Origin of the sequence: Staphylococcus sp. NRL 16/872 (genome assembly GCF_022815905.2) — a bacterium.
Taxonomy (GTDB): domain Bacteria; phylum Bacillota; class Bacilli; order Staphylococcales; family Staphylococcaceae; genus Staphylococcus.
In genome coordinates this window covers 282,777-298,752 of the sequence record NZ_CP119327.1, presented here as the reverse complement: position 1 = coordinate 298,752, position 15,976 = coordinate 282,777, and the positions used below count along the sequence as shown (strand labels likewise).

The window sequence follows — 15,976 nt, the reverse complement described above, 5'->3', positions numbered from 1 at the left end:
CAAAATGATGATTTTGATATCTAGCTTTTTGCATTAAAACTTATATTTTTTAATAGCGTTACTTACTGCTGTCGCAAAATTATCCATTCTTGATGTCCAATTTGTTACTACTTTACGTGCTACTGAGGCATCATTGCCATCTTTAAAAAATGACTTACGGATATCAGGCGTGATTTCTAATTGTACGCCCATGCCTTTTTTATTAAAGTTTACAATATTATTTGCATCTGTCCCTGCTAGATACCCTGTTGCACGTTGAACGTTGAATTTGAATTTTTTCAATTCTTGGGAAATTAATCCTAGTAATTGCGTATCTCTTCCACCCATTAATACTGTATTATATCCTTGTGCTTGGCCTGCGCCATGCACAGATACTGAAACATCTCTATTATAATTAGTATTAATTAAGTCTTTGTCATCATAGTTTGTTGATGTAACATGTAATGCTTTATTATTACCATTTCTAATTGCATTGAAAGCGTAATAATCGTAATTTCCTTTATTAGCAATTGCTTTTGCTAACTCGGTAGTTCCTTTTTCAATATTTCCTCCATGAGGTGCAAATATAAGTACATTACTATTTTTATTAGAACGCTCTTTTTGCCAATCTATCCCTTGTGTTGTATGGGCAAATAAATCAGACATTGATCTATAAGTATCTGTAGGTTTTACTTTGCCTAATTGATAAGCCGGTGGTGTCACTTTTTTATGCACAGTAGTTTTAGTTGTTGGTTTGGCTTTTGATGTTGTTGTCTTTGTTGTCACTTTTTTCACTGATTTCGTCGATACAGTTTTTTTTGCTTTTGTACTTGTTTTATAAACTGTGACTGCTTTTTTCGGTAGAGTTGCTTTTGTACTAGATGTTTTCTTTACATTTTTTGTATTACTTTGTTTTTTTGAAACTGGTTTTGCTGTTGGCTTAACATTTGATTTTTTCACTGTTTGACTTGTTGATGGTTTTTTAACTTTATATTGAGATGATGGTTTAGTATTTGTACTTTGTTTGTTTACAATAGTTGATTTAGGTTTTGGCTTTATTGTAGATGTTTGGACTTTATTATTACTTTTTATAGAATTCAGAACTGGTTTAGACGGTGTACTTGGCTTATTACTAGGTGCTGGTTTTGAAATGATATTAGTATTTGAATTGATTTGTTTATTATTGGTATTTAAAGTAGATTTCTCCATTACAGGTGCAGGTGATGGCTTAGGTTGTTTCATTATTGAAGTTAAATCAGTATCAGGTTCATTAGCCAATTCTGCGATTTCATCTTCACTAAGATATGATGAAGTATCCTCATTATCACTTTGCTTAATTGTATTAGTCTCATCATAAGTATAGTTGCTTTGACTATCCATTCCTTCGTTATCCCAATTACTTTTATTTAATGGTGCATTTTGTTGCATTTTTTGATAATTATGTTCAGCTGCATGTGCCTGATCTTGCAAAAGACTAAATGTACTTATTCCGATTGCAGTAGTAGCTATTCCCATTAGCCACTTATTAGTTACAATTGACGTATTTAGTTTTATCTTTTTCATTTACGTATCCCCAACATTCTCCTTAAATAATTTATATTACATTTTTAATATTACTTAATTATTTTGAAAATACAATATCTATTTTAAGTTGTTACACAATATTTTTGAAATGTAATACAAAATATTTATTTATGTCGATTAAAAGCATAAAAAAAGCATTAGAATGTCATTTAATAAACATCCTAATGCTTTAAATATTTATTCCTCGTCTTTTAAATGTTGAATATTTTGAAATCCTTCTCGATGATTAGAGAGTTCTTCCATGATGGCGTACCAGTCGTGGCCTACTTTTTGAAAGGTGCTTTGCATTAAATCATCTTGAGCTTTGTTTAACTTATCGATGAGCTTGCTTCCTTTAGGGGTTGGGAAGAGCTGTTTAACGCGACGATCCTCTTCTGAAGTCTGTTCAATAATTAATCCCTCTTCTTTCAATTTGCGCAATGTCGCATGAGAACCCTGCTTTGAAATTTCTAATGTCTTCAATAATTGTTTAATTGTAATGCCCGGTAATTTATTTATGAAAAATAAAAAGCGATGGTGCTGACGACTCATGCCATATTTTTCAATAATTTCATCAGCTGCAGTAATGAATGTCTTGTATGCGAAATAAAACAACATATGTTCATAATCTTTTTTATTACTATCCATAATCTTCTTTCCTTTATATTGCGAATTATTATACACATTATAATCAATTTTCAGAAAAAGGTCATTAATAGGTCAAGTTGGTTGACTTTAATTCTAAGAGCAATTATAGTGTAAGTGTATTATAAATATAGAAAAAGGTGGAATGAATATGAAACGACGTGTAGGACAATATTTAATGGATTCAGTACAAGCGGCAGGCGTAGATAAAATCTTTGGTGTGCCTGGCGATTTCAACTTAGCATTCTTAGACGATATTGTGCGTCATGATGGCGTGAATTGGATCGGAACTACAAACGAATTAAATGGTAGTTATGCAGCAGATGGTTATGCGCGTATTAATGGGCTTGGCGTCCTTGTTACTACGTTTGGTGTAGGTGAATTAAGTGCAGTGAACGGTATCGCAGGTTCTTATGCAGAACGTGTGCCTGTTATCGCCCTAACTGGTGCACCAACAAGAGCCGTTGAAAATGCTGGCAAATACGTTCACCATTCACTTGGTGAAGGCAAGTTCGATAGTTATCGCCAAATGTTTGAACCTATTACTACAGCACAAGCGTACATTACACCTGAGAACGCGACAATCGAAATTCCTAGAGTGATTAATGCAGCGATTCGTGAACGTCGTCCTGTACACATTCACTTACCTATCGATGTTGCAATGGAAGAAATTGAAATTGAAAATCCATATGAAGTCGCTTTAACACCTAAACAAGATTTAAGTCGCTATGTAGATATGGTTGCTAATAAATTAAATCATGCAAAACAACCTGTCATTATCACAGGTCATGAAATCAATAGTTTCCACTTACATGACGAATTAGAACAATTCGTAAATAAAACTAATATTCCAGTTGCTCAATTATCATTAGGTAAAGGTGCTTTTAATGAGGAAAATGAACACTACATTGGCATCTTTGATGGTAAAATTGCCGACAAAGACATTAAAGATTACGTGAATAATAGTGATGTGATTCTAAATATTGGAGCGAAATTAACAGACTCAGCAACTGCAGGGTTCGCTTATGACTTTGATATTGAAGATGTCATAATGCTTAACCATCGCAACTTTAAATTAGGCAATATTGTTGAAGAAGATGTGACATTACCTAATTTACTAGCTGATTTAAATAATATAGATTACCACTATGACGGTACGTTCCCTACTTTTAAAAAAGCAGAAGAAGGCAATTATGAATTATCTGACGATGCATTAACTCAAGAAACATATTTCAAAATGATGCAAGAATTCATTGGTGGCGATGACATCTTACTCGCTGAACAAGGCACATCATTCTTTGGATCATACGAATTAGCATTACCTAAAGACATGTCATTTATCGGACAACCATTATGGGGCTCAATCGGCTACACATTACCTTCAACATTAGGAACGCAAATGGCCGACGCATCACGCCGTAATGTATTATTAATCGGCGACGGTTCATTACAATTAACGGTTCAAGAATTATCAACAATGATTCGCCACGACATTAAACCCATTATCTTCGTAATTAATAACGACGGTTACACAGTTGAACGCTTAATCCATGGTATGGAAGAGCCTTACAACGATATTCGTATGTGGGATTACAAAGCGTTACCTAAAGTGTTTGGTGGAGATAACGTGGCTGTGCATGATGTTAAAACATCAAATGACTTAAAACGTGTGTTTGACGAAATTAATGATGCACCAGATCAAATGCATTTCACTGAAGTAACAATGAATTGGGATGACGCACCAGAAAAATTGCGTGACATCTCAAAAGCCTTCGCAGAACAAAATAAATAATTAGAAGAACGTTGTATGAAAGATTAAATGAAGAAAAGCTAATGTGTAGAGTTGAAGTGTTTCATCTCTTACACATTAGCTTTTTTATTTATGCTGAGCGTGGTATGTACTGAACCCCAAAAGTTGCAGTTTGGTTTAATATACTATTCAAAGGTTGTTTCCTATATTGTGTTGGAGACAAACCTTTGTATTTTGTTTTAATTCTAGTATAATTATAAAAATTTATATATTCGTGTATTGCTCTTTCCAATTGTTGGAAATTATCATATATTTTTCCATAAAACATTTCTTGTTTTAGTAACCCAAAGAAATTCTCTATTAAAGAATTATCTAAACTAAAAATTCTTTCTTTATCAAATTTGTGTTGTCAAACAGCCAATATAGCTAGATTAGAAATTTTAGAATGATTAGCTGTTTCTTAATAAGAGAACTTATTTTCTAGTCTAAATCTTAAAAAAATACCTTGAAATCTCTAATATACTCTTTTATATAGTTTTTTTATCTAGTCCTTCGGGTCCTAATTTCAAATATTAATTAACTCATCTTTTTACAATAAATGTTAATATGAGTTAAATTCAAAACTCAGAATAACAAACCTAAAATTTTTGCTTAACCAGTGACGAATTTTAGATACTGACCACGATAGTTAAGCATTATAGTTCCTATAGAGACAAAAGTATAAAAAACGCTAGCCTTGGGCTAACGTAATTAATTTATCTTTATAAAAAGTTCTCTTAAAAATACAATTCTGCCTTTTTCTCCAGCTCTATTCCTATCTCTTTTAGTAGCTCTTCGAGAATATATACCTCCAGATAAATTTCTAGATTTTTGTTCTTCTTTCATTTTTCCCTCTAAAAATTTTCTCTTTTCTATTTGCCAAAACCAATATCTTTTACAAAGATATTCTCCATCTCGTGGTACATGATACATAAAGAATTTACCATTAAACTTTTTTGGATATTTATCTTTATTTTTTTTATCTAATTTTCTTAAAAAGTAATACACAACTAACCCCATTGTAGATAAACCAAAAAGAATTATAGCTAATGTAGTTTGAATATCCATAACTCAATCATCCTTTCTTTATGTAATAATTTTATTTTTCAAAATTCTATATCGTAGTGATTGAATGTGCTTTTTCTTCGTCAGTTGCCATTTCATCATCACTTGTTTTTACCAAATCGCCATCTTCTGTGTCGTCTAAACTTAAAATTTTATTTTCTTGTTTTAGCAATCCACCGTAACTTAATATTATTTTTCTATAAAATTCCTGTTCTAAATCGCTAACAATTCTTGCGTTTTTCATGAGTACCAGTCAGATAATCAGAGAACTTTACAGAGTATTTTGATGTTTCTTTAATCGCAACTTGAATATCTTTATTGCTCTTTTTAGTCGGCTTAATTGCTTTAATATTTATTACTGGTTTGTAATCGAACTAAAGTGTTTTTTGCCAAAGTTTGCTCCATTCATCTTGAGTTATACAATTTTCTTTTTCTAAAATATGCATTTTCAACACACATTAAAACCTGTACCTCATTATTTACATCTTACACATTAGCTTTTTTGTGTTTAGTATGAAGATTTTATATGTTATATTACATGCTTTTTTCATTTAGATATTCGTCGTCTATAACCTGTTTAGTGATATCTTGAAGGTGATGCACATTCCACTCACTTTGTGGGTCGTATTGTAACCCGTGTTTTTGGGCAAGTTGGTCATTATAGTCATCTAAATTATAAACTTGGAAATGTTCTCGTGTATTTTTATTATATGGATTAGCTTGTTCATAATGATTAACCATACTTGTCCATGATACATGTTCCACATGCACGTCTTTAGGTGTTTTCACAATATCGAAATTGATACGTCCTAATAATTGGTTATTTTCATTGCCTCCATACTGCCCATTCAGAAAATTACCTAACGAATAAGCCACGAGTGTTTTATGAGAAGACGTTTGACTTTTCACCCATTCAACGGGTTGTATCACATGGGGATGTGTCCCTATAACAACATCAACACCTTCATCGGCGAAGAGTTGCGCATACTTTTGTTGTGTTTTATTCGGTTGATGATGATTTTCATTACCCCAATGCGCTGATACTAGCACAACATCACTCTGTTTTTTAGCCTTACGAACGTCACGTTTGATTGTTTGTTCATCAAACGTTTTAACAGTATAAGGGTAGTGTGACGTCATGTCATTTGTTCCATATGTATAACTCAGTACACTTACTTTAATACCATGAGTTGTTATCGTATGTATATCTTGTGCTTCCTTTTCAGAATCAAAAATCCCTGTAAATAAAGCCTTATCTTTATAATGTTTCCAAGTTTGAATATTATTATGAACGCCATCATCACCTTGATCGAGCGCATGATTATTCGCACCATTCACCACATCAAAGCCAGTATTCACTACATCTTGCGCTATTTGACTTGGCGTATTGAAACGCTTAAATCCTGAAAAAGGACGATCATCCCCACCAATTGGCGATTCTTGATTCACAAAAGCTAAATCTGGCTGTTGAATATCCTTTTTAATATGCTGATACATAGGAGTAAAATTAAAAGACCCTTTCTGATGTTGCGCATCATTATAAACAACGGGATGAATAAGGTTATCCCCTACTGCCACAACCGATGCTTTCTCGGTTGTATCTGTAACTAGTGTCATTCCACCTATTACTATAAAAATTATAAAAAGAGTAATACAAGTAAAGTAATACTTAAACAATTGAAACGCCTCTTTCATGATGAAATAGAAATAAAGCACCTTTAATACTCAGAGCAATTTTAAAATTTTTATCTATATACTGTTTATTAATTTTAAAATACCTCTAATTTATATTCAATTCAATATTAATAAAGATATAAAAATAATGTTATGCTTAAGAAAAAGTAAACAATTAAGAGGTGTTTACATAATGTTATTATTGCCACTAGCTATTATAATGGGCATTTTTGGATATCTCTTTAAACATTATCCGCCCGAAGAAAAAAATTTATTATATGGATATCGTACTAAAAAAGCATTAAAAAATGAGGCAAACTGGAAAAAAGCGCAAAGTTTATTTTCTAAATTTACTTTAAAGTACTTACCAATAATAATTGCGAGTGGAATTTTAGCTTTAATACTTGAAATTATTATTGGAATTTCTAATAGAAATAATCTTTTTTATATTTTACTAATCATAGAAGCTATTATTACAATATGGTATTTATTTATCATTTATTTTAAAGTAGAAAAAAGATTATAATTTTCCTGACTAACTCAAAAAAGACTACCATGCCGGTAGTCTTCTGCATTATCTATCTTTACCTGAATCGTCCACTTGTTTAATTGCTTTGTCTAATGCATCTGAGAATTTATACATCACTGGTGACCAATTTTTCTTATTTGCTCTAGATTTAGGCGACATATCTTCATTAATAAATAGTGATTTTCTAAACGCAGTCGTCAATTCTAATTGCACGCCTTTATCTTTAAAATCGCGATTCACAAAGTTTTGTTTCAAATCGCCACCAAGATAAGAAGGTGCGATTTTAACAGTAAAATGTTGTTTCAATAATTGTTGTTTAATCGCTTCTTTTAACTCCGTATCTAAACCACCTAAATAAATAACCGGTTTATCACCTTTCGCACCATGAATTGATACAGCAAAGTCTTTTGATTTCACCATATTAAGTAATGTCGGATCATTATAATGTGAAGAAGTCACATGAAACTTTTCAGGATTCTGTTGGTTTAAAACTGTGAACGAATAATAATCATAATGATTATGCTTCGCTACCATTTTTGTTAATTCGGTTGTTCCCTTTTCAATATTACCACCGTGAGGCGCGACAATGATGACATTACTACCTGTTTTCTTAATCTCTTTCTTCCAATCTACACCTTCCTTAGTATTCGCAAAGAGTTGCGTCATGGAACGAAAGTGATCTTTATGTGGAACCACCGGCTTAATTGGTGTAGGAGGTTCCAAATTGACAGTTGGCTCTTTCCCCTTCTCATTGTCATGATTAAGAGGATGAGGCAACTTGTGTTTCGTCTCCTCTTTATGTGGCACACCTTGATGACTGTCCTCTGTTGCTTCTGCTTGTTTATGGAAAAGGACGACCACTAACACTATCACCAATAAACTGATTATCATGATTACCCACTTCTTCAAAAACGAGAAATTGCGTGCATTTTTCATTCTCAAATTAAACATTTCCCTTCTACAATCAATAATTAAATTTGGACGATAGCCGTAAATTAAATGTCATACCCATCCATATCTTCATTATTTAATATAGAAAGTAATCGCCTATTTGAAATCATCCCTAAGTCCTATTATCTCAAAAGGTTGATGTAGAAATTGTAATTTATTTGTTAAGGAGAAATTAACTATGCCTCGCTAGTTGTAGTTGAATTAATATATTAACCCGTTACTTCTTATTATTTAGTCTATAACTTATTAAATAGATAAGTTTAACCCTCTAGTGTGAAGTTGTTTCACATTAGAGGGCTTGTTTTATAGTATTATTCTTCTACTAGCCATTCAATTGTGCGTTTAATCGCTTTATCCCAAAAATCATAATCATGGTCGCCAGGTCTTTCTTCATATTGATATTTAATACCTTTGTCATCTAAATATTTCATAAACTGTTGATTATCATCGTATAGGAAATCTTCGGTGCCACATTGAATCAATAGCTGCGGTAGGTCGACTCCCTTTTCAACCGCTTCATCTACTAAATGATATGTATCTAATTCTGTCCCTTTTACCGTTGTAGCTTGCCCAGTGATTGCTTGTGGTGAGAAATCTGTCCACTCAAGATCAATCAACCCTTGTGCCTCGAACACAGCTGACAATGGTGCTGCTTTTGAAAATAACTCACTCTGTGTCAAAGCAAATTTCATCGTGCCATAACCCCCCATTGAATGACCCGCTATGAAATTGTCTTCACGCTTCGTTGATAATGGAAAAACTTGATGCGCATAATTGAAAACTTCCAAAATATAATCATAATAACTATGGCCATACGCCATATTGGCATACCCACTATGGTCCGCATTCGGCATAATTACTGCCAATTGATGTTCTTCAGCGTAACGCTCAATACTAGTAAAACGTGTATAAGATGTCGCATCACTCGATAAACCATGTAATAATAATAACGTTTTTAACGGCTTCGCTGATTGTGAACGATTAAAAAAGCTATCATCCTCCGGAATAATCGCCACAAACGACTGATTCATCCCAATCGTCGGAGATTTATAATTAATAGTCATTAACGCCATGTTGCTCCTCATCCCTTCAAAATAAACTAGAGTATTATCACCATTTTACACTTTTTTACCCCTATTGATAATCTTAAAATTCCCCAAACAAAAAAGACGCTAGTGATAACACTAACGCCCAAAGTAGCAATTTAAGTTTATATAGGTTTTGGTAGATAAATATAAACTCATATACTTCCCATAATTTAGTAGCAGTAAAATATGAAAAGATTAGGTTGATTCTTGATGATCCTAAGTATTCACACACTTAAGTAATTAATCCTAAAATAAATAATGAAAACTGGTGAGGAGATTTGTAGACTAAAAGTTTAATATACACAACTACTCACACTCTTAAGTAAGTAGTTCTGAAGAGGGCCAACGAATGACGTTGTGTGACGCCCGAGGGAACAGTACAAGTTGAAGACCTTAGAAATTCCCACAGATTTATCTGTGAGGCATTTCTGGCTGAAACTGTACCCTGGGCAAGCATCACAACAGAATGAGTGATAGACCATCTAAGAACTACTAACAACTTAGGAGTAGTTAATTTCGTTAGAAATTATTAAGTACATCTATACGTTACTTCCGAACGAGCCAATCTTTGCCGTTCTTCAGCAACATCTTTTCCTCTTTCAACTCACTTATGATATGCCCAGTTGTTTCACGTGAAATCCCAGACAAATCACTCAAAAGTTGAATCGTCATCACTTGCTTAATCTCATAAAACTCCTCGTTATCATACCCAACGGAATGACACAAATAGTACAATACCTTCTCAACACGTTCCCTCGCTAACTTCGTCGTTAACGCCATCGTGTATTCCATTTGCAGACGTAATTCCGCATTTAACTTTTCAAAAAGTGTAATAAAAATATCCTCATGCGTCTTACATAAATATTCCAATAAATCTTTCGGTATACCGATAACATCACACTCCGTTAGCGCGGTACACATTTCACTCGACATTTCTTTGCGAAACAGTTGCGTCAGTGGCAGCAGTACCTCTTCCTTATACAGTGCACGTACCACATCACCTTCCGCATTAAATGTTTCACGCAAAACATTTCCCTCTAACAACAGATACACATGCGTAGGTTGATCCGAAGAATAATACAATACTTGACCCTTATTATAATGACGTAATAAACATTCTTCTTTATAAGATTGAATCACGCCTACTGGTATATTCAAATATGCAGCTAATTGTTTAAATGCTTGGTCTAATTCAGTTGCTTTATTTTTATTGGAAAATTGATGTTTAGTCATAACGCTACGCTCCTCAAATTTTCACTACACTTAGTTAGATTAGAATACTGACACGCTGCCCATAGCTAAGCGAATAACACCTATGATTGCAAGTATGATAATCACAGCGAATAGAATATACTCTACTTTCGTTAAGCGTTTCTTATTATTACGTTGCACAAAACTATAGACGAATAAACCTGGAATATACAACAACATTGTTAATAATAAGTAGTCGATCCCTGCTGCATACACAAGCCAAATCGCATAAATTGAAGCAATAATACCAATCGTCCATTGTTTTACTGTCGCGTGTCCTTTATGGTCAATTGTATATTTCAATTGATAGAAGGCACTAAACATGTAGGGTATTAAAATCGCACTTGATGCTAAAGAGAACGCAAATTGATAAGCGCTGTCAGTAAAGAGCATACTGATTAAGAATATTTGCACTAAAATGTTTGTAATCAATAGTGCGTTTACCGGTGCTTTGTTTTTATTTTCCTTAGCAAACCACTTAGGAAATAGACCATCTTTCGCGACGATAAATGGTAACTCACCAGCAAGTAATGTCCAACCTAACCATGCACCAAGCACAGAGATAATTAAGCCAATATTCACTAGCACTGAGCCCCAGTGGCCTACAATATGTTCAAGCACTTGAGCCATTGAAGGGTTCGCTAATTTAGAAATCTGATCTTGTTGGATCACACCTTGCGCTAAGACAGTCATTAAGAAATAAATGACTAATACAGAGACAAGACCGATAACTGTTGCTGTACCAACGTCTTTCTTCGTCTTAGCACGACTAGAAAAGACGACGGCCCCTTCAATACCAGTGAAGACCCATACAGTTACAAGCATCGTACTTTTTACTTGAGACATTGTGTCGCCCCAACTAAAGACACCTACGCCACCACTTGTCATGCCATAAAATCCTGCTTTAAAAGTCTCAAAATTGAAGACCACTAGCATACAAACGATAACTAAAAAGATAGGAATTAACTTAGCGACAGTCACAATACTGTTAATAAACGCCGCTGTCTCTACACCCCTAAGGATGAGGAAGTGCACGCCCCATAGTAAAATCGATGCGACGATAATACTTGGTAGCGTGTTCCCTCCTTTAAAAATCGGGAAGAAGTTACCTACTGCAGACATCAATAATGTCGCATATGCTACGTTACCAAGAAAGGCTGCAAACCAGTAACCCCATGCACTTGAGAAACCGATAAAGTCACCAAATCCTGCTTGTGCATAGCTGTAAATCCCACCATCTAAATCAGGACGTTCATTTGTTAAATTCTGAAAGACAAAGGCTAAGGAAATCATGCCTATTGCCGTAATAATCCATCCGATGATAATCGCTAGTCCACCGGCTTGGCCTCCCATATCAGAAATAATATTGAAGGCCCCACCACCAATCATCGAACCGATAACTAAACCAATCAGTGACGTTTTACCTAATTTATTTTCACCTGATTCACTCATACAGATTCTCCTCACATTTAGGAAATTTAGTCGTCTCCCTAAATATCTTCTCTAAATAATGGTTGGCTCATGCATCTTGGGCCCCCACGTCCACGTACTAACTCACTACCTGTGATTTCGATAACTTTAATTCCTTTATCACGTAATAATTGGTTAGATACATAGTTACGATCGTACGTTACAACTACACCTGGGCGAATGCATAATGTGTTTGAGCCATCGTTCCATTGTTCACGTGCACCATCAATGACGTCTCCATTACCTGTAGGAATAAATTCAATGCTGTCGACACCCAACACTTCTGCTAATGTTTCACGTAATTTACTTGAATGCGTAATTTTAATATCATCTTTCGCTTCATCATATTCAATTGTATAAATGTTCATATTATTTTCTTCTTTAAAGATAGCTGAATGCACTGTAAATTTGTCATAATCAATCATTGTGAATACTGTATCTAAGTGCATAAATGAACGACTATTTGGAATTTCAATCGCAATAACTTTCTTGAATGTTGTAGACTCATCTTTGAAAATGTTACGAGCTAAACGTTCGATAGCTTGTGCTGAAGTACGTTCAGAAATACCAATCGCTAATGCCTCTTTAGATAAGATTAACTCATCGCCACCTTCAATATTGAATGGTGAATTACGATCTAACCATACAGGCACATCTGCATCTTTAAAACGTGGATGATGTTTTAAAATATATGTGATGAAAAGTGATTCTCTACGACGTGCTCTCCAATACATACGGTTAATTGTCATTCCTCTACCTACAGATGCTTGAGGGTCACGAGTGAAGTATAAGTTTGGCATAGGGTCTAAGTAGAATGGATATTTATCATCTAAATATTCCACTAAATGCGTTGTTTCTAATTCAATTTCTTCTTTACGTACCCCAGCCATTATTTTGTCGATTAATTCTTGATCTGAGAACGTTTCAAAATACTTTTTAATTTCTTCTTCATGGCCTAAAATCGTTTTTTGAGATTCTGCTAAAATATCGTCAATAAATTGTTCACGTACCGCTTTATCTGCAATAGCTTCAGCAGCAAGCTTTTCTAAATAAACGACTTCCACGCCTTCATCTCTAAGCGCTTGCGCGAATTTATCATGCTCTTCTTGCGCTACTTTTAAATAAGGAATATCATCGAATAACAAACCGCTTAAGTGATCTGGCACTAAATTTTCTAATTCTTTACCAGGTCGTTTTAACAATACTGTTTTTAATTTACCGATTTCACTGTTTACTTGAATTGGTCCTTGAGTCATATTCATTTCCTCCTTTATTTATCTACAGCTAAAGTATAAAGCGCTTACAAATATTTTTATGTGATTTATTTCACATACCAAATGTCTATTACCTCATACTTTTTGGTTATCCAATACACTTTTTTGATTGAATATACAGTTTTACACGTTATTTATGATTAACTGTGCATATTTCATTCATTTACCTATGACTATTTACCCTGCAAAAGTTTTTTATTCAATATTTTGCATTTATAATCATTCCCATTTTTAAAGATATTTTTTGAAAATGAAAATATTAGAAATACTCATTTATCAGCATTTCATAAATAATTATAAAGAAGATTAATTAACAATACTACTATATATATTATGCATTAATTCGCATATTTATGATTAAATAATTTATAATGCACATAGTGTGCCATATCAGGCGACCCAGTCAGAACCATGAGTGTATCATTACCGCCTACCGTACCTAGCACTTCTTTTAATTCCATTTGATCAATAAAATAATTGATACATTGTGCAAATCCTGGTGACGTCTTAATTAATAAATAACTGTCTTGGATAATAATCTTTTGAATTTCAGCCTCATAGTAATGCTGCAATTTAGCTTTCGCATCTGTTTCACGTGTGTTATCTAACTTTTTATAAAACGATTGTTGCCCTGCTACAGGCATCTTAAAGATTTTTAATTCCTTTAAATCACGTGCAATTGTCGTAACACTATATCGCACACCAAAATGTTGCTCGATATAAACTGCAATATCTTCTTTTTTCTTAAAACGATTTTGCTTCACAACAGTTGTGATGAGATCTAGACGTTTACTTTTTTTCATGGTTATAAACTCCTCTAATCCCTGAGATTGAAGACAAACTCTTTCAATCCCTATACTTTTTCGACAAGCCCTCACCTTTAGCATGGCTTATACTTGTCTATCACTTCTAAGTTATCATCATTTTGCATACAATTGTTTATCCATTTCATGAACAATTATTCCAAATCTAGATTTATATAACAATTAACAAATTTTACACAAATTAAACGAAAGTAATATTGTAATCAAATAGTAATACTTTTCCAAAAGACCTACTATTTAAATTATATAAAGGAGATTTGACTATGCATAAATTTACTAAAATTACTTTGTCATCTGTTATTGCACTTGGAACTGTATTAGGAGTTGGATATTCAACTGAAGCAATTCATTCAAACGAAGCACATGCCACACAAAAACAATTATCAAATACTCAAATCGAAAATATCGTTAGACAATACTTTAAACAAAGTCACATTGAAACAGACAACAGTTTTGGTATTAAAGTAGCTAAAAACACTTCTCTTTTTACTGATTTACCTAAAGGTTATGTTCCTGTCGTATACGGAGAAAGAGGGGCTAATAGTTCAGCAGCAGTTTATGTTAATAAGACAACTGGTAAAATCATCGATCGCAATACTCACAATGTTGGTAACTATGATAAAAAACGACAACTTTCTAATGGTGAAATAATGAGTGTTGCGAAACAATACTTCAATAGCCATAAAATAGAAATTGAAAATAGCATGGGTCTTAAAGTGGATAAAAATGTATCACGATACAGCGATTTACCTAAAGGTTACGTCCCTGTCGTATATGCAGAACAAGGTGGCAATGGTGCATCAGTCATCTATGTCAATAAAACAACTGGTAAAGTGATCGATCACAATACGCATAATGTAGGTCATTACGGTAATAAAAAATAACATTAAATATGTGATTTACACACAATATTTATAGCATCAAAAAAACAAATCTAATGGAGACTAAATACTTAGTTTTATAAATTTATTAAAATTATGTGAAATTAAATTTCACAATTCAAACAATAATCTTTTTATATAAATTGTGTTATACTACCCATAGGAGTAATATCCTCATTAACTCCTTCACAAAAAGTTATATTATGTAATAGCTATCGGTCATAAGTTTACTTCCCCTTTGTTAAACTTATGACCTTATTTTTGTCTTTTCACATAATAATTCATTATATTTTATGAAATATATAAAATTTATTTATATTATAAGAACCCTCTTCAATTATACGAACTTATGTTCTATAATGATGATGAGGTGATGAAAATGATGCCAGAAGAATACAAACATGAAACAGATTATCGAAAAATTCCTAGAGAATACTTAGACCCTAATATCCCCCAAGGGCGCGGTATGGTTAAGTGGGCCCCCTTTGCGACAATGCCTGAACAATATGAGCGTTTACGTGAATTTATCGAAGAACAGAATAAAATTACTATGCCCTCACTGTCAGAAGATCAATTTGATACATTAAACCGACAATTAACGCAGAAATACACACAACATCAACTCGCAATGATTAGTTATTGGAGGAATGGTTATATTCATTCAATCGCTGCCTATATACGTCGTATTGATATGTTAAATCAATGTATTACCATTAGTAATGAAAATGGCTCCCAAACCATGAAACTTGAATTTGCCATTATTTGTAACGTTGAATAATCACTAAAGAAAAAACGGGGGCGGGACAGAAATCAAAATAATTTCGTCGTATCCCCAACTTGCTTTGTTTGTAGACTTTCTTTTCGAAAGTCTCTATGTTGGGGCCTCGCCCGCCAGGCAAGGATAACTAGAATTGAAAAAAGCTTGATATAAGCGCATTTTCAATTCAGTTAGCTACTGCCAAAATGTGAAATGAGCTTGTGACACTTAACAAT

14 protein-coding genes and 2 pseudogenes are annotated in these 15,976 nt (G+C 33.4%); 4 read left to right on the top strand and 12 right to left on the bottom strand.

Translation table 11 applies throughout. The features are described from left to right. Nucleotides 1-33: 33 nt before the first annotated feature. Together MT340_RS01430 and MT340_RS01425 are read right to left on the bottom strand one after the other, a co-directional pair. Nucleotides 34-1,542, bottom strand: a complete 1,509-nt coding sequence (locus tag MT340_RS01430) for a poly-gamma-glutamate hydrolase family protein (protein WP_243588453.1) — start codon at nucleotides 1,540-1,542, stop codon at nucleotides 34-36. Nucleotides 1,543-1,740: 198 nt separating this feature from the next. Further along, complete coding sequence (locus MT340_RS01425) at nucleotides 1,741-2,190, bottom strand: MarR family winged helix-turn-helix transcriptional regulator (protein ID WP_243588452.1); 450 nt, start codon at nucleotides 2,188-2,190, stop codon at nucleotides 1,741-1,743. A 148-nt stretch (nucleotides 2,191-2,338) separates the two neighbouring features. Between MT340_RS01425 and MT340_RS01420 the strand changes: the two genes are divergently transcribed. Next, nucleotides 2,339-3,979, top strand: coding sequence for an alpha-keto acid decarboxylase family protein (locus MT340_RS01420; protein ID WP_243588451.1), 1,641 nt, complete (start codon nucleotides 2,339-2,341; stop codon nucleotides 3,977-3,979). A gap of 88 nt (nucleotides 3,980-4,067) precedes the next feature. On the opposite strand, the pseudogene MT340_RS01415 reads toward MT340_RS01420, so the two are convergent. The 4 genes and pseudogenes from MT340_RS01415 to MT340_RS01400 form a co-directional block, all read right to left on the bottom strand. Beyond that, a pseudogene (locus MT340_RS01415) lies at nucleotides 4,068-4,313 on the bottom strand (IS3 family transposase); the annotation flags it as partial. A 374-nt stretch (nucleotides 4,314-4,687) separates the two neighbouring features. After that, complete coding sequence (locus MT340_RS01410) at nucleotides 4,688-5,044, bottom strand: hypothetical protein (RefSeq protein WP_243588450.1); 357 nt, start codon at nucleotides 5,042-5,044, stop codon at nucleotides 4,688-4,690. A 46-nt stretch (nucleotides 5,045-5,090) separates the two neighbouring features. Then, a pseudogene (locus tag MT340_RS01405) lies at nucleotides 5,091-5,521 on the bottom strand (protein rep); the annotation flags it as partial. A 54-nt stretch (nucleotides 5,522-5,575) separates the two neighbouring features. After that, on the bottom strand, nucleotides 5,576-6,736 hold the full coding sequence (locus MT340_RS01400; RefSeq protein ID WP_481906650.1) for a CapA family protein: 1,161 nt from the start codon (nucleotides 6,734-6,736) through the stop codon (nucleotides 5,576-5,578). Between the two features lie 172 nt (nucleotides 6,737-6,908). Between MT340_RS01400 and MT340_RS01395 the strand changes: the two genes are divergently transcribed. Beyond that, the gene (locus MT340_RS01395; protein WP_243588448.1) at nucleotides 6,909-7,241 is read left to right on the top strand and encodes an SdpI family protein; all 333 of its coding nucleotides are present in this window, start codon (nucleotides 6,909-6,911) and stop codon (nucleotides 7,239-7,241) included. 48 nt (nucleotides 7,242-7,289) lie between these two features. Here MT340_RS01395 and MT340_RS01390 read toward each other — a convergent pair whose 3' ends face one another. The 6 genes from MT340_RS01390 to MT340_RS01365 form a co-directional block, all read right to left on the bottom strand. Continuing rightward, a complete protein-coding gene (locus MT340_RS01390; protein WP_243603502.1) occupies nucleotides 7,290-8,135 on the bottom strand; it encodes a poly-gamma-glutamate hydrolase family protein in 846 nt (281 codons plus the stop codon). 371 nt (nucleotides 8,136-8,506) lie between these two features. Beyond that, nucleotides 8,507-9,268: an alpha/beta hydrolase gene (locus MT340_RS01385; RefSeq protein WP_243588447.1), complete on the bottom strand. Its 762-nt coding sequence runs from the start codon at nucleotides 9,266-9,268 to the stop codon at nucleotides 8,507-8,509. A gap of 561 nt (nucleotides 9,269-9,829) precedes the next feature. Then, the gene (locus MT340_RS01380; protein WP_243603501.1) at nucleotides 9,830-10,516 is read right to left on the bottom strand and encodes a Crp/Fnr family transcriptional regulator; all 687 of its coding nucleotides are present in this window, start codon (nucleotides 10,514-10,516) and stop codon (nucleotides 9,830-9,832) included. 39 nt (nucleotides 10,517-10,555) lie between these two features. Then, the gene (gene arcD, locus MT340_RS01375; RefSeq protein ID WP_243588446.1) at nucleotides 10,556-11,986 is read right to left on the bottom strand and encodes an arginine-ornithine antiporter; all 1,431 of its coding nucleotides are present in this window, start codon (nucleotides 11,984-11,986) and stop codon (nucleotides 10,556-10,558) included. Nucleotides 11,987-12,024: 38 nt separating this feature from the next. Continuing rightward, nucleotides 12,025-13,260: an arginine deiminase gene (gene arcA / locus MT340_RS01370; protein ID WP_243588445.1), complete on the bottom strand. Its 1,236-nt coding sequence runs from the start codon at nucleotides 13,258-13,260 to the stop codon at nucleotides 12,025-12,027. Nucleotides 13,261-13,616: 356 nt separating this feature from the next. Continuing rightward, nucleotides 13,617-14,081, bottom strand: coding sequence for an arginine repressor (locus MT340_RS01365; protein ID WP_243588444.1), 465 nt, complete (start codon nucleotides 14,079-14,081; stop codon nucleotides 13,617-13,619). 284 nt (nucleotides 14,082-14,365) lie between these two features. Here MT340_RS01365 and MT340_RS01360 point away from each other — a divergent pair, with 284 nt between their 5' ends. Further along, entirely contained in the window at nucleotides 14,366-14,986 is a 621-nt protein-coding gene (locus MT340_RS01360; RefSeq protein ID WP_243588443.1) for a hypothetical protein, read from the top strand. A gap of 376 nt (nucleotides 14,987-15,362) precedes the next feature. Next, nucleotides 15,363-15,761, top strand: a complete 399-nt coding sequence (locus MT340_RS01355) for a YolD-like family protein (protein WP_243590214.1) — start codon at nucleotides 15,363-15,365, stop codon at nucleotides 15,759-15,761. Nucleotides 15,762-15,976 lie beyond the last annotated feature (215 nt).